Source organism: Bacteroidia bacterium (assembly GCA_019695265.1).
GTDB lineage: Bacteria > Bacteroidota > Bacteroidia > JAIBAJ01 > JAIBAJ01 > JAIBAJ01.
This window is the reverse complement of record JAIBAJ010000092.1, coordinates 1-15,296: the sequence shown is the minus strand read 5'-3', so window position 1 is coordinate 15,296 and position 15,296 is coordinate 1. Positions and strand designations below refer to the sequence as shown.

Below are 15,296 nucleotides of genomic sequence, written 5' to 3'. Positions count from 1 at the left end.
CTTTCGTTGGGCGTGAAGGGGGCCCGCCAAATTTCAAAACATATCCCATTCAAACCATGCTTTCATATATCCATACAAACCCAAATTGCGCATAAGAAATGCACAAACACTTATTCGGGATAACCCCTACTAAATCAAATAGTTCGGATTTGGAATCCTCCAATTGATTAATTTGAGATAAAAGAAATGGGGACCTGTTTTCACCAAAAAGACGTTCTTTACATCAATAAAGTTAACTTAACATTAATCCTTTCTTAAACTTTTTAATCAAAGCCCTAGTTTAAGACCGATAAGAACTAAAAAATTGACACAAGTAGGAAAAATTGGATGGGCCTGTTTGATAGGAATTTGCTTACAGGCATGCAAAAAAGAAGCCGGCGAAGGTGGTCTTGCCAGCATCAAAGGGAAAGTTTATGGGTACGACATTAACTCCTATGGTGTTTTGGTTGACAGCGGTTATGTGGGAGACTACCGGGTAAGTATCTCCTATGGCGACCATGCCTGGTTCGACGACGATACCCGCACCTCACCCAGCGGAGATTTTGTATTTCAGGGTTTGCAAAAAGGACGTTACCGACTAACAGTTTACTCTCAATGCGATACCTGTGCATTTAACCAAACCTATTCCGAACAGTGGGCCGAAATAAGCACGGCCAAACAAGAAGTAGAAGTACCTGATTTTGTAATTTTTGATTAGTATGGACGATCTGCCGGAAATGATAAACCTACCGTTGCATGCCTTTTCAGGAATTAGCTTGGGGGAGATGGATCAACACAAACTGATGAACAGAATTGATTCCAAATTTGTTTTCCACCTAAATGATTTGCAAGAAATATTGACTGAGGTTATGGAACACTATTCGGTGCTGGAAATAGAGGGGAAAAGAAAATTTCAATACGAATCGCTTTATTTCGATACAGCCGGATACGATTTGTACAAACATCATCACAATGGCAAAACCAACCGGATTAAGGTGAGGTTTAGGCGATATCTTGATACCGGAGCTGTTTACTTTGAATTGAAGAAAAAATCTAAAGGAATCAGAACCGATAAATACCGAATTCAACAGCCCGAAATTACTACCAACCTGGACCTAACCCAGTTTAATTTCCTGCAAAGTCACAACGTTCTGCAACCCGAGCTTGGTAGCAAAATGCTGATTTATTACGATCGAATTACCCTGGTTTCAAAGGAAAGTATGGAAAGGGTAACCCTTGATATGCAAATGTATTTCGATAACTTCACCGAAAAGAAAGAATTTCCTAACCTGGTTATCGCCGAAGTAAAACAAGATAAATTCTCCAGAATCAGTCCGTTTGTATCGGCACTTCGCGAAAGAAATATCAGAGAATTTAAAATAAGTAAATACACTTTGTCTATAGCCTTAATGACCGAAGGTGTTAAGAAAAACAGCTTTAAGCAAAAAATTAACCGTATACATAAAATCAACAACAATTAATGGGACCAACAGATCAATTTGAAAATGTAACTAACCTTTCTCAGGCAAGCAGTATGAGCGAGTTTTTAATTCGTTTTTTGCTCAACTTATTCGTCATTTTTGTGGTTGTTCGGTTAATTTACTACAATAACCATAAGAACAAGGATTTTCTTTTTACCTTCTTCCTGTTCAACATTATTAATTTCCTAATTTGTTTTCTGCTTAGCACTGCCAAATTGAAAATGGGCTTTGCTTTTGGATTGTTTGCCATTTTTTCCATTTTACGTTACCGAACTGTTACGGTTCCTGTTCGTGAAATGGGTTACTTCTTTATTAGTGTAACCCTGGGAATTATCAATGCCCTGGCTTCTTTGGACGACTTTATGATTCAATTGCTGATTGCCAATGCGGTTATTTTGATAACAACCTTTATTTTGGACGGAAAACTGACCCTGACCCACGAAAATTACAAGGAGATTATTTATGAACGAATTGATCTCATTCAACCGGATAAACGTCAGGAAATGCTGGATGACTTGCGAAACCGAACCGGTTTGAATATTCACCGGGTCGAGTTCTTTCGAATTGACTTTTTGAAAGATGTGGCCAAAATTCACGCCTTTTACTATTCCGATAAAAACGAGGCTCCGCTTGCCGGCCTCAACCAGGGAGGAGATGATTAAACTCAGGCACTTCATACCCTTTCTGATGGCGTGGCTCTTGACCTTGCCCGGTATGGCTCAACCTTCTGATTTGCAAACCCGGTGGGGGTTAGAGCTTGAAAAGGATTTCAGAAAAGGTTTCGATTTAAGCTTGAGTTATCAGGCTAGGGTAGGTAACAACGCTCAGGCATTTCAAGGCTCTTACTTCAGCCTTTCCACCGGTTATAAAATCAATAAATGGCTGAGAGCACAGGCAGAAATTCGGTACGCTACCTCGCCGGTATGGGATAAATTCAGAACAGGTGCAGGTTTGGTTGCAAGGAAAAATTTTCATAAAAACCAATTGGAAATCAGGCTGTTATATCAATATGAATGGTATTACCAAAGTATCCCGGAGTTGGGACAAAATCCGTCAAAAAACATACTCCGGCTTAGACTTCAATATACCCGTAAGTTGGTTAAAAATCTCAAGGCATTTGTGGGAATTGAGCCGAGGTGGATGGTGAAAGAACAGCTTGGATATGTTCAGCGGGTTAGAAATAGCCTGGGCCTGGAATGGGGGTTTTTAAAACATCACAGCCTACAAGTGGTTTACTTTTATCAACCGGAGTTCAATTCAAGCTATACCTGGAATAACACCTTGCATGTAATAAACCTGAATTACCTGGTATCGATTCCTAAACTTAAAAAGAAGCAGAAAGCTGAACCTGAAAAGGACAAAGGTAAAGAGGGCAAAAAATCCAAAGAAAAAGGGAATTAGCCTGTATTTTTATACGGTTTTTAGGTATTTGGACAAGCCGGTTGTTAGCACTTTTTAACCCGAAATTGTCATTTGAAACGAAGGGAACAAATGACAAGTGAGATGGGATGTGGGAAGATTCGGGTTAACCCCGAGCTAGTGTTAGTTAGGTTTCCTACCAATAAAAATTGTTTGAAAACCTTACTAACACTTGTCTCGAAACGTAGTTTAAAATTTCTTATGACAATTTTGGGTTTAATTTTCCGATAGGTATTAGGCGGGCCCCTTCCGCCAAAAAAGGGTAGGCAAAACATCCCGGCATCCGTAAATGGCGTAAGGTCACGCTATCGCCTGTAGTCCTCGTCCCCCTAGGCTAACGCCGTCGGGGTCCTGTGGGCTACCTGGCTCTATCGTTGCCCGGGGTGCAAACCCAATCTTTTGGAATTTGGATTTAACCGGAAGTGCGCAGTTAAGAGTTGTTTCTAAAGCTAGACCTAAAGGCCTCACCCAAATTCCATTCTAATCCAACCGGATTTTCTCTTTCCGATCACCACCAATCTTATACCAAATCGGGTTAACCCCACCCAACCTAATTCACTTGCATTAGTCCTTGCCTTTTCCCGGATTTTGGGTTGAAAAGTTTCGTTCGTTATTTTTCTATTCATGTACCTTTGTTGAAGAATATCCCTGCCCTATTTTCAAATTTAGAACCGGTAATACCATGCTTCAACCAGCTACTCTCCAATTTTTAAGTCATTTAAAAGAAAACAACCACAAGGACTGGTTTCAGGAAAACCGAAAATCCTATGAGGCAGCTAAAGCCAATTTTCTTCAATTTCTCGAGGAGGTGTTGGCCGAACTAAGTAAATCTGACCCCACTCTGAAAGGTATTGCTGCCAAGGATACCATTTTTCGAATCAACAAAGACATCCGATTTTCGAAAGATAAATCGCCTTACAAAACCAATTTTGGCTCCGGCATTTCAAGGGATGGAAAAAAGCTTCCCCTGGCAGGATACTACATTCACCTCGAGCCCGGAAAATCATTTCTGGCGGGAGGAATTTATATGCCCGAACCGGAGAAATTGAAAATCATACGGGAAGAAATCGCCTACGATAGCGCTGAACTCGATGCCATTTTCCGGGATAAACAGTTTAACCAATACTTCAAAGGGTTCGACGCTTTCGATAAACTGGCTACCGCTCCCAAAGGATTTGATAAAAATCATCCCAAAATAGAATGGCTTAAACAAAAAAGCTTCATTGTAAGTGTTCCTGTCAACGATGCTGAATTAACAGTCCCCGGATCTGTTGAATTGGTTAGTTCTCGACTGAAAACCATCGTACCTTTGGTAGTTTACCTGAATAAACTGCTCGGAAAATAGCCTTTTCCGGGTCCGATTTATTCCTGGTTAGGTTGAAATGGGTCATAGCATGGACAGCCCTGCCTAATTTTGTAACCAGGATGAAAGTTTTTTTAAAAAAGTTGAACGCATAATCACGTTCTTTGCACCTGCATTTTTTACAAGAATCAATGGCTGCTAACACAGAAAAAGAAATGTCCTTTCTAGATCACCTGGAGGAACTTAGGTGGCATTTGGTTCGTTCGGCCCTGTTGGTGTGTACCCTTATGGTGGTTTTATTCTTTAACAAGGAATTTGTTTTTGATACCATTATTCTGGGACCTATGCAGTCTGATTTTCTGACCTACCGTTGGTTCTGTCAACTCGGTGAATGGCTGAATGCTAAAGAAGTGCTATGCTTTGGGGCTATTCCAATGAAATTAATTTCTACCAATATGAGTGGACAATTTACCACCCATGTTTGGGTTTCGTTTATTGGAGGGTTAATTGTTTCCTTCCCCTACGTGTTTTGGGAATTGTGGAGGTTTATTAAACCCGGACTTTATGAAAAGGAACAAAGCTATACCCGTGGAATTGTATTGTATGCTTCTGTATTGTTTTTGCTGGGTGTTTTGTTTGGATACTATTTAATTGCTCCGTTATCGGTTAACTTTTTAGGTGGATATCAAGTAAGTACTGCGGTTTTTAATACCATCGACCTCAATTCCTATATCAGCACCGTAACAACCTTAACTCTTGCAACCGGGGCTACTTTTGAAATGCCTATTTTGGTTTATTTTCTTACAAAAATTGGTTTAATTGGCCCTACTTTTCTTCGTACCTACCGCCGCCATGCCATTGTAGTTTTGCTCATTATTGCAGCCATTATTACCCCACCCGATGTAATTTCTCAGGTAATTGTTACCTTGCCTTTACTGCTGCTTTATGAAATTAGTATTCTTATTGCAGCCAGGGTAGAAAAGAAATAATTACTTGTAATTTTTACCTGCCTGATGGTCTTGCAAGAAACAGGAGCAGGCATGTTGAATGGCCTCCGGCAAGGGAATAAAGCTATATTGTAGCGCCTTCTTAATCTTTTCGTTTGAAAAATTGCTCTTGAACATGGCCGTTCTTGCGCTTTCCTTGGTGATAAAGGGCACCTTCCCAAAAAGCATATATCCCAACCATCCCAAACGCCAAACCACTTGTGCCACCCAGGGCTTAGCTTCAATGCTTGGACGAGGTTTACCCAAACAGTCTGCCATTTGGTTAAATAACTCCCTAAATGAATAGTTTTCCGAAACAGCAATAAACCGCTGGTCAGAGATGGAACTTTCTAATAAACGTACCGAAACCGCAGCCACATCTCTCACATCTACAAATCCATTAACCCCCGAAGTGTAATACTTATTGCCTTTCCAAACCTTAGTTAGTAAGGCCGCACTGCTTTGTTCCCAATTTCCCGGACCAATAATCGTTGCCGGGTTCACAATAACCATGTTCAAACCTTCTGCCGAACCACGCCATACTTCCAACTCTGCCTTGTATTTACTTATGGCATATTGGGTGTTGGTCTCATTGTCTTTCCAGGTGGTGTCTTCGTTGTAATAACTTTCCTCCAGGCTTCGACCAATGGCCGCCACCGATGAAATATGACAGAGCTTTGCAACTTTTTTCTCCAAACAGGCATTCACCACATTGGCCGTTCCTTCCACATTTATTTGGAACATTTTCTTGTATTCATGCGGCAAGAACGATACCCAAGCTGCACTATGTACCACATAATCTCCTTCCTGAATATGATCCAATAAGGTGGGTAACTCCAAAATATCTCCTTCTAACCATTGAATTTTCTCGAAAAGTTCAACAGCAGAATTGCCATAATACTTAAAAATTCGCTCCGTTTCAACCTTTCTCTTTTTGTCTCGTATAAGACATTTAACAGACCATCCTTCCTGAAGCATTTGCAAAGCGATGTGTGAGCCAAGCAGCCCGGTTGCGCCAGTGATAAAAACGCTTTTCATTGTCCCCAAAAGTAGGTGAAATTGTCTGCAAGTGAAGTAAAAAAAGCATTTCTAACCATTACCCCCAAAACCAACAGAAATGATTGCTGCAAAATTACCCCACAACGAAGAGGAAAGACTTAAAACCTTAACGGAGTTGGAAATTATGGATTCAGCACCGGAGAAGGAATTTGATGACATCGTTCAACTGGCTTCTCAAATCTGCAAAACACCTATTTCGGTCATTACCCTGCTCGATGACCGCAGACAATGGTTCAAAGCCAAGGTTGGGCTGGATGTTAGCGAAACAAGCCGAAGCGTAGCCTTTTGCTCCCACGCCATATTAAACGACCAACTTCTGGAGGTAGGAAATGCTTTAAACGATGAGCGTTTTCACGATAATCCATTGGTAACCGGGGCTCCTGATATCCGCTTTTATGCCGGTTACCCCATCGTTATGTCCAATGGAACTAAATTGGGTACCCTTTGCGTAATTGACCGAATTCCTCGTAACTTAAACCCATTGCAGGCAAACGCGCTCCAGGTGTTGTCAAAGCAGGTTACCAAACAGTTGGAGCTTCGAATCAGCAAACTAAAATTGGAGTACCAGGCCAGAGAATTACAAAAACTTAATGAATCCAATGCCAAACTTCTGAGTGTAATTGCCCACGATTTGCGCTCTCCCCTCGCCAGCCTCTGGCAAATTATCGATTTACTCAATACAAACGATCTTAGCCCTGACGAAGCGCTTGACTTGGTCAAAGAATCAGGACATTACGTTGAAAATTCCTTAAACCTTCTGGATGGAATGGTTAGTTGGGCCAAACAACAATTTCAAGGTCAGGATATTTTAATTCGGGAGGTAAATGTTCAACAAGTACTACACGAAATTGTTGAAATGAATGCTCTACAAACCAAACATAAGAACAACCGCGTAGCGCTTAATTGCAATGTCGGTATTCTAAATCTAAATGAGAATGTGCTTCGGCTTCTTTCCAGAAACTTATTGATTAATGCCAATAAATTTACAGACAATGGCTCCATACGAATGGATGCTACTCAGGAAAATGGCTTTTTGAAAGTGGTGGTTAGCGATACCGGTGTAGGAATGGAGCAAACACAAATTGATAAATTGTTCAATTGGAAAAAGGAAAATGCCACCACCGGAACCGGGGGCGAAAAAGGCCTTGGAATCGGACTTAGATTGTGCAAGGAAATGGTGGATGCGGATGGAGGTAAATTGTGGGTAGATAGCCGTTTAAACCAGGGAACTACCTTTGGCTTCGAAATCCCCATTCGGTAATCCTAAACCTGATTTAGGTTACTAAAACCCAGGCTAAGCAGGGGCTAATGAAAAACGGCTTATTCAACCCAGAGTCAATAGGAGGATTTCTATTTCGAACTACTTGATTTAGTTGGGTTTACCCCTCCTGAAGCATTTCGGGAAGAAGTTGTTATACCAATGTTATTTGAAAAATAGTTCAAAAACTAGTTTGAAAATTACAGTTGTAAATGCCGATGCAAAAGGTGTTTAGGCAAATTAATGCGAAGCATAATTGGACTATTACAAATTTTCTATCGGTATTAAATTCTAACTCAACATCTCACGTTAATAATCAGGTATCTGCACGAAATTCTTGGGCTTTTAAGAAAAATCAATTTCAACTGGCCAGGGTCAATTACACCCATCGAGGTAATAATTGATCTGAGTATTTTCGGCAATACCGAATTGGAATGACGAAATCAAATGCGCATTTTAAAACCCTAATGACGGTTTAAACCGTCATTATAAAAAAAGTGGATTTGAGTTATTCTCAGAAATTCCAAAAAAAAACTTTTGAACAAGGCACCCAAAAATTGAACTTGCACGGCTTTACCGGGCAACGATAGAGGCAAGTAGCCCACAGGACCCCGACGGCGTTAGCCTAGGGGGACGAGGACTACAGCCGATAGCGTGACCCGAACGCCCATGAAGGTAGTTGGGGGCTTCATGAAAAGCCGGTTGGGCGGAGGGGGCCCGCATAAAAAGTATCTAAAAAACTTGTCCTATCCTCTTGGTTGACTTTTTCAGCATACCCTAATTACTTCCAATCTGATCACCTAAGTACCATTCCATGGTATTCAAACTTTCTTCACCTAAATACATCAATTTGCCATGGTATAAATGCTTAACAATTAAGCCACAGGTAAACAAATCAAAACAATAATCCGAATTGCTTTTCATAGGTGAGGTAAAGGAATGGTATTCCGTGGTGTCGAAATTCTGGGTCGAAATCTTAATTCCATTGAACTTAAACCGAATCAGGTTGCCAAAAGCATTCTTTTCCAGGCTAACGGTAAGCTTAGGTATATAATCAAAAGCCGATTTCTGTGACTTTCGCTGTAAATTGTCGAAAATAAAATCCAAAATATTCTGAAAAACCCCACCAAACTCTACTTTATTAAGGGTCAATTCCAAATTGTTTTGTGAATATTCACGCTGAATCAATATTTGTGTTGAATTTATTTCCGATTGAAAGGATAGGTAGGCGTTCCGGATATTCTCGTCTAAAATATCGCTCAACTTCACTTTTTTTATCTCACTCCGGGTACTTTTTCTAAAACTTTGTATTTCTTCTGCCAGCCGGGTATATTCACCCTCATTCATTGCGTTTATTGCATTAATAAAGCTCTTCGATAGGGGTAGGTACAGTTTTTTGTCGCCCGAAGTTTGAATTTTGGCATTGGCAGTTTTTAACTTTCTCTTCACTAAATCCAATTCCTCTTGCAACTCTTCCAAATCGCGCTTTAGTTGCCCGTTTTCTTTCAGCAACTCTTTTTCTTTTAACTTAATATTGGCTAAGGTGCTGATGTTTTGTTTCATCAGCCTTTCGGTAAGGCGCTGAATTATTTCTGCCAAAGTCACAGCCTCCTCCGAAAACACCTGAAATAGCTTCATCCGCTTTAACTTCCACACCCTGGTTTCCATGACCGAAATGGCTGTTAGGTTCCGGTCTTCCTTCCCCAATAAGGCCATTTCTCCAAAAAACTTTCCCCATCCAATAGGGCCAGTATGTCCTTGTCTTCCTGAAACTTGATTGCACCCTTCTCAATAAAAACAAAGCTGTCGTTGCTTCGCCCTTTTTCCATTACCGTTTCTCCGGGCAACAAGTTTACCTGTTCCATCGCAGAAATTAACTTCTCCAACTGTATGGAATCAAGTTGTGAAAAAAACTCAATCTTCTGAAATTGCTGAATACTCTTGGTCAATTGCATAGTAACCATGTTAAACCGATTCCAACCTCTGTATGTTTCAGCCTTTACTCACAATTCTTTCGGAAATTTTTTAAAAACAATCTGACCACTTTTGGGTTGAATATCTTTCCATTCTGCCAACTGAAAATCCAAACATAGAACCCCTGCTGTCGGAAATTCTTCAACCATAGTTTTACTTAGATACATGGCCAAATACGAAATCCACGGATTATGTCCAACCAACAAAAGCGCACTTCGATTGCCCTGTTCCTGAACCAAGCTTAAAACCGTTCCCATGGTGGCTTCATACATTTCCAAACAAAATTTAACCTCCGCCACATGAAGTTGTTCCGATAGTAATTCCAGGGTTTGTCGGGTCCGTTTTGCCGAACTGCACAAGGCTAAATCAACACGAATTCCAATCGAATGAAGAAATTTTCCCATTTCCGGCGCATTTTTCATTCCTCTTTTGTTGAGTGGACGGTCAAAATCGGCAATCGAACGGTCGTCCCAACTGCTTTTGGCATGGCGCATCAGTATTAATCGTAGCATGGTAAATAATAGTTTGGTAAAAGTAGTTTCAATAGGCCAATAAGGCAATGGTGATTATGTTTTAAAAGTTGGCGGGCCCCCTTCACGCCTTATCAACAGACTTTAAACTACCCATAAAGCTGCAAGTGGCGTTCGGGTCACGCTATCGTCTGTAGTCCTCGGCCCACTTGGCTAGCGCCGCGTGGGCCTGTGGGCTACTTGCCTCTATCGTTGCCCGAGGTGCAAGCCCAACTAGTTGCTTTTTGTCCTTGGCATAGATGCTTCAATAAACTCAATTTCTGTATTTTGTCTTGAAAGCCTTATTTGTTTGAAGTATTCCGGTACATTTTTGAGGTATTCGGTAGTATTGCCGCACATTTGCCTTAGTTTTGCCTAAAATTCCCATGAATATCTTATTGCTTGGCTCCGGTGGTAGGGAGCATACCTTTGCCTGGAAACTATCTCAAAGTGCACATTTAACTAAACTATACATTGCACCCGGAAATGCCGGAACTGCCCGCTGCGGAACCAATGTTTCCCTTGCCGTTGATGATTTTAACGGTATAGCGCAGTTTGTTCTGGAAAACCAAATAGCTATGGTGGTAGTTGGTCCTGAAGATCCGCTTGTAAAGGGAATTCACGATTTCTTTTTGGGAGATCACCAACTGAAAAACATCCCGGTTATTGGTCCGATGAAAAATGGTGCCGAGCTGGAAGGTAGCAAGGACTTTTCTAAGGCATTTATGGTTCGACACGGCATTCCTACGGCGCGTTCTCAAACCTTTACCAAAGATAGTCTGGCTCAAGGTTTGGCCTTTTTGGAAACCATGCATGCGCCGTATGTGCTAAAAGCCGATGGTTTGGCTGCCGGAAAAGGGGTGGTTATTCCCGAAACTCTTGCCGAAGCCAGGGAAGAGTTAAGCGCTATGCTGCAGGATGCTAAGTTTGGTGCCGCCAGTGCCAAAGTACTAATTGAGGAGTTTATGAAGGGTATAGAAATTTCAGTGTTTGTGCTTAGCGATGGAAATTCATACAAAATTTTGCCCTCGGCCAAAGATTATAAGCGTATTGGAGAAGGTGATAAAGGACTTAATACCGGCGGAATGGGTGCGGTATCGCCGGTGCCATTTGCCAATGAAGCCTTTATGAAAAAGGTGGAAGACCGAATTGTTATTCCAACCATTGAAGGTTTAAAAAAGGATGGTATCACTTACAAAGGCTTTATTTTTATTGGATTAATGAATGTGGATGGAGAGCCCAAGGTGATTGAATACAATTGCCGCATGGGTGATCCGGAAACCGAAGTGGTTATTCCACGCCTGGAAAATGATCTGGTTGAACTTTTCCTGGCAGTTGCCAACCAACAACTTCATACCATCGACCTGAAGGTAAATCCACTTACAGCTACAACCGTGATGCTGGTAGCAGGAGGCTATCCGGAAGAATACGAAAAAGGAAAGGTGATGAAAGCCTGGGATGATTTAAAGGAGGTTTTGGTTTTTCATGCCGGTACTAAAGAAACTGATGGAGTTGTAAAAACCAATGGTGGAAGGGTAATGGCCTTGACAGCATTTGGTACAAGCATAGAAGAGGCTGTTGGAAAGTCCATTTCTGCTGCCCAACAGGTTGAATATGACGGGAAATACTTTCGGAGAGATATTGGAAAAGACCTGATCAATGCTTAACTTTGTAAGCATAAGCCATGGGTAAAAAACGAATTGTTGTATTTACAGGAGCCGGAATTAGCGCCGAAAGCGGACTAAAAACCTTCAGAGACAGCGATGGATTATGGGAGAATTACCGAATTGAAGAGGTAGCAACCCCTCAGGCCTGGAGCAAAGATCCTGCCTTGGTAAACGAATTTTATAACCTTCGCCGCAAACAAGTATTGGAGGCCAAACCCAACCAGGCCCACCTGGCGCTGGTGAAATTGGAAAAAAAATACGATGTTCACATTATTACACAAAACATCGATGATTTGCACGAACGGGCCGGAAGTAAGAAAGTGTTGCACCTTCACGGTGAAATTCGTAAAGTAAGAAGCACGGTAAAGTCTTCTCTCGTCTATGATTTAGCCGGTTGGGAATTAAAAATGGGCGATAGGTGTGAATTGGGTTCTCAACTCCGACCACACATTGTTTGGTTTGGTGAAGCCGTACCTATGATGGATAACGCTATGAGTCTGGTAGCCGTTGCCGACGTGTTAATCGTCATTGGAACCTCTCTTAATGTGTATCCAGCTGCCGGATTGTTAGCCTATGCCGAACGTCAAATTCCCAAGTACCTGGTAGATCCGAATCCTCAAAACGTAGGACGCATCGAAAACCTCACCATCCTGCAAGAAAAAGCAGGGGAGGGAGTTCCTACCTTGGTTCAGCAACTTTTAGATAAAGCCTAATTCTTTAAAGCAATTTTTCCGGAAGTAACCGATTGGCCGTTTCTGCACAATTGGTAGGTGTAAATTCCGGAAGCGACAGAGGATAAGTCCATTGGAATTTCCCCATCAAATCCAGATTGCAATTCCGTTGTTTTCACTGCTTGTCCCATCATGTTAACCAAGGCAAAGGAATACGATTCATTAGGTAAAGATTTGTACTTCAAAGTGGCTTGTCCTTGAGTGGGATTAGGATACAATACGGCTCCTTCTTTAGCCGATTCCAGGGTTTCGATTCCGGTAACACCACCATAGTAATTGGCACGGTAACAGGCCGAATCGGCAGGAAAGTCGATATCGAAAAAGCAATATTCAATAACACATATTCCTTGGTTACCTTCTCCGTTGTAGTGCCCGTAAAAATTATACAAGGTATCGTGAGCACCAATTGTTAATTCGCCCGACGAACTATCAACTTGTGCAAGATAACAAACATCCCAACAGAAAAAGTTGGTTGAACCGGCAACAGCAGAAATTACTTTGCGCTTTGCACCAACTGTAATTTGATAAGCTTGGGTGTTAATTAAGGTAACATAACTTTCCATCGATTGATTGGCCGTTCCAGACACTACGGCATCGATATCCTCTAATAAAAAACTGTCTTGTGAATAGGTAGTAAAGCCAAATGCAAAGATGGCTGAAAGGGAAAGTAAAAGTTTTTTCATAATCTAATTAAGATGGCAAATATAAATATAAATAATCAAAAAGTAAAATTCATACATTTGAGCACTGTTTCACAAATCACTTCATTAAATGAAAAAATTTTACAAAATTTTGTCTATTGCTGCAATTGCCCTTGGTATTGGTAGCAATGCTTCGGCTCAGATGGCGAATGGAACCACCTGTCCGGATTTAAACCTAACCGATTTAAATGGAAATCAGTATAACCTGTACACCATTTTAAATTCCGGTAAAACTGTTTTTATTGATGTATCAGCAGCTTGGTGCGGACCATGCTGGGGTTTTCACCAAACCGGTATCCTGGAAGAACTTTATAACACCTACGGACCTGCAGGTACCAATGAAGTGATGGTTTTCTTTATCGAAGGTGAATCTACCAACTCTTTGGCTCAATTGCAAGGTACTACTACCAGTCAGGGTTACGATGGTTTTTCTCAAGGTGACTGGATTGCCGGAACTCCTTATCCAATTTGCGACGATGCTACCGCAGCCAACGCCTTGGATATCGGATTCTTCCCAACCCTTTACATGATTTGTCCTTCCAAAAAAGTATGGCATATCAGTCCATCAGAAGTTATGGCCTACTGGACAGCCGAGCAACACCATACCAATGCTATGGCCTGCACTAACCCAATCGATGCTGAATTGATTAGTTACGTTGGTGATGCTGCCACCTGCAGTGCTGTTGACCTGAAAGTTAAAATCCAAAACAAAGGTGTAGATCCGCTTACTGCAGCAACTATCGTAGCGTCTAATAATGGAACTCAGGTTGCTTCTTACGATTGGTCCGGTAACCTTTTGCAATTCCAGGAAGCTACTGTTACTGTTGGAAACACTTTGCTTGCAGCAGATGCAAATATTGATTTTGCCATCACTACTCCAAATGATGTGATTGCTACAAACAACAGTACTACCGGTGCTATTTCAATGGCTCCTGTGGTAACTTCACAAACCGTAACTGTAAAAATCACTACCGACCAATACGGTTCTGAAACTACCTGGAAAATCAGAAAAGGTAATAACGCAGTTGTTGCCGGTGGTTCAGGTGGTCCTTATACCGACCAATCTGCAGTTGGTGAGTATGCTCAGGCAGATGTTACTGTAACTCTTCCTGCTACTGATTGCTACAAATTTGTTGTTTCTGATGGTTACGGCGATGGTATGTGCTGCGACTATGGAAATGGTAGCTATCAGGTTCTCGACGGAAGCGGAAACGTGCTTCTTCAAGGTGGAAGCTTCGGTTCAGAAGAAACCAAAAAAATGAATGCACAATTTGTTGGAATTGAAGAGGCAATCAATACGTCTTCTTTCAATGTTTACCCAAATCCAACCAATGGTGTTGCTACCGTAGGTTTCGAAGTTAAAAACGCTTCAACTTTGGCTATTGAAATTACCAATGTAGCCGGACAAGTAGTTTTTAAAGAAACCAAATCGGTTATGCCGGGTGCTTATATTTACCCAATTGATCTAACAGCCAATGCTAGCGGATTGTATTTTGTAAAAGTTGCTACCGGTGATTCAAACATCGTTACCAAAATCAACTTAAGTAAATAATACCTTGTAAACAAATAATTCCGGCACAGAGATTGTAAACTTTGTGCCGGAATTTTTTTTTAGCATGAAAAAGCTATTTACCATCCTAACCCTGGCCATCGGAATTAGTTCCTATGCCCAAAACACCTTACCATCCATCGACATCAAGAAACTGGATGGTTCAAGCTTTAATACTACCCAAATTCAAAACAATGGCAAACCCATTATTCTCAGTTTTTGGGCAACCTGGTGCAAGCCTTGTGTAAATGAACTTACCAACATTCTGGATAGTTATCCGGAATTACAAAAGGAAACCGGTGTAATAATCTATGCCGTTTCAATCGACGATGCCCGAAACGCTGCTCGTGTAGCGCCATTTGTTAATGGAAAATCCTGGCCATATGAAATCTTGTTGGATCAAAATGGAGATTTTAAACGTCAACTGAATGTCAATACCATTCCGCATACCTTTTTAATTGATGGAAGTGGTAAAATTGTTTGGCAACACAACAGCTACAACGAAGGAGACGAAGAGCATTTGTTCGAATTGGTTAGGAAATTAGCAAAAGGTGAAACCATTCATTAAGAATTTCTTTTTGTGTTTAAAAGCCTTGGTTACTCAAACTAAGGCTTTTTTTTTGCCTAAATAGCCTGCAAATGAGGCAACTTGGTAGGTTTGCACCCTCGGGCAACGATAG

The 15,296-nt window shown here is 41.3% G+C and carries 16 protein-coding genes; 11 read left to right on the top strand and 5 right to left on the bottom strand.

What is annotated here, in order from left to right:
• The first annotated feature begins 304 nt into the window (after nucleotides 1-304).
• From K1X82_12090 to tatC, 6 genes are all read left to right on the top strand, one after another.
• The gene (locus tag K1X82_12090) at nucleotides 305-697 is read left to right on the top strand and encodes a carboxypeptidase-like regulatory domain-containing protein (protein MBX7182844.1); all 393 of its coding nucleotides are present in this window, start codon (nucleotides 305-307) and stop codon (nucleotides 695-697) included.
• 1 nt (nucleotide 698) lies between these two features.
• Entirely contained in the window at nucleotides 699-1,460 is a 762-nt protein-coding gene (locus K1X82_12085; GenBank protein ID MBX7182843.1) for a polyphosphate polymerase domain-containing protein, read from the top strand.
• Complete coding sequence (locus tag K1X82_12080; protein MBX7182842.1) at nucleotides 1,460-2,122, top strand: DUF4956 domain-containing protein; 663 nt, start codon at nucleotides 1,460-1,462, stop codon at nucleotides 2,120-2,122. The genes K1X82_12085 and K1X82_12080 overlap by 1 nt, the downstream gene beginning before the upstream one ends.
• 25 nt (nucleotides 2,123-2,147) lie before the next feature.
• A complete protein-coding gene (locus tag K1X82_12075) occupies nucleotides 2,148-2,861 on the top strand; it encodes a DUF2490 domain-containing protein (protein ID MBX7182841.1) in 714 nt (237 codons plus the stop codon).
• Between the two features lie 700 nt (nucleotides 2,862-3,561).
• Nucleotides 3,562-4,224, top strand: a complete 663-nt coding sequence (locus K1X82_12070; GenBank protein MBX7182840.1) for a DUF2461 domain-containing protein — start codon at nucleotides 3,562-3,564, stop codon at nucleotides 4,222-4,224.
• Nucleotides 4,225-4,373: 149 nt separating this feature from the next.
• Nucleotides 4,374-5,171, top strand: coding sequence for a twin-arginine translocase subunit TatC (gene tatC / locus K1X82_12065; protein MBX7182839.1), 798 nt, complete (start codon nucleotides 4,374-4,376; stop codon nucleotides 5,169-5,171).
• On the opposite strand, the gene K1X82_12060 is transcribed toward tatC, so the two are convergent.
• The gene (locus K1X82_12060) at nucleotides 5,172-6,206 is read right to left on the bottom strand and encodes an NAD-dependent epimerase/dehydratase family protein (GenBank protein ID MBX7182838.1); all 1,035 of its coding nucleotides are present in this window, start codon (nucleotides 6,204-6,206) and stop codon (nucleotides 5,172-5,174) included.
• 79 nt (nucleotides 6,207-6,285) lie between these two features.
• Between K1X82_12060 and K1X82_12055 the strand changes: the two genes are divergently transcribed.
• The gene (locus K1X82_12055; protein MBX7182837.1) at nucleotides 6,286-7,488 is read left to right on the top strand and encodes a GAF domain-containing sensor histidine kinase; all 1,203 of its coding nucleotides are present in this window, start codon (nucleotides 6,286-6,288) and stop codon (nucleotides 7,486-7,488) included.
• A 774-nt stretch (nucleotides 7,489-8,262) separates the two neighbouring features.
• On the opposite strand, the gene K1X82_12050 is transcribed toward K1X82_12055, so the two are convergent.
• From K1X82_12050 to K1X82_12040, 3 genes are read right to left on the bottom strand one after another with little or no spacing between them, the layout of a single operon-like run.
• The gene (locus K1X82_12050) at nucleotides 8,263-9,228 is read right to left on the bottom strand and encodes a cyclic nucleotide-binding domain-containing protein (protein MBX7182836.1); all 966 of its coding nucleotides are present in this window, start codon (nucleotides 9,226-9,228) and stop codon (nucleotides 8,263-8,265) included.
• Nucleotides 9,168-9,449, bottom strand: coding sequence for a cyclic nucleotide-binding domain-containing protein (locus tag K1X82_12045; GenBank protein ID MBX7182835.1), 282 nt, complete (start codon nucleotides 9,447-9,449; stop codon nucleotides 9,168-9,170). The genes K1X82_12050 and K1X82_12045 overlap by 61 nt, the downstream gene beginning before the upstream one ends.
• 39 nt (nucleotides 9,450-9,488) lie before the next feature.
• Nucleotides 9,489-9,971, bottom strand: a complete 483-nt coding sequence (locus K1X82_12040) for a histidine phosphatase family protein (GenBank protein MBX7182834.1) — start codon at nucleotides 9,969-9,971, stop codon at nucleotides 9,489-9,491.
• Nucleotides 9,972-10,354: 383 nt separating this feature from the next.
• Between K1X82_12040 and purD the strand changes: the two genes are divergently transcribed.
• Entirely contained in the window at nucleotides 10,355-11,635 is a 1,281-nt protein-coding gene (purD, locus tag K1X82_12035; protein MBX7182833.1) for a phosphoribosylamine--glycine ligase, read from the top strand.
• A gap of 17 nt (nucleotides 11,636-11,652) precedes the next feature.
• On the top strand, nucleotides 11,653-12,348 hold the full coding sequence (locus K1X82_12030; GenBank protein MBX7182832.1) for an NAD-dependent deacylase: 696 nt from the start codon (nucleotides 11,653-11,655) through the stop codon (nucleotides 12,346-12,348).
• Here the strand turns inward: K1X82_12030 and K1X82_12025 are convergent.
• A complete protein-coding gene (locus K1X82_12025; GenBank protein ID MBX7182831.1) occupies nucleotides 12,345-13,049 on the bottom strand; it encodes a T9SS type A sorting domain-containing protein in 705 nt (234 codons plus the stop codon). The genes K1X82_12030 and K1X82_12025 overlap by 4 nt on opposite strands.
• A gap of 88 nt (nucleotides 13,050-13,137) precedes the next feature.
• Here K1X82_12025 and K1X82_12020 point away from each other — a divergent pair, with 88 nt between their 5' ends.
• Nucleotides 13,138-14,619 (top strand): T9SS type A sorting domain-containing protein, encoded by a 1,482-nt coding sequence (locus tag K1X82_12020; GenBank protein ID MBX7182830.1) that lies wholly within the window; start codon nucleotides 13,138-13,140, stop codon nucleotides 14,617-14,619.
• 64 nt (nucleotides 14,620-14,683) lie between these two features.
• A complete protein-coding gene (locus K1X82_12015; protein ID MBX7182829.1) occupies nucleotides 14,684-15,184 on the top strand; it encodes a TlpA family protein disulfide reductase in 501 nt (166 codons plus the stop codon).
• Nucleotides 15,185-15,296: the final 112 nt, after the last annotated feature.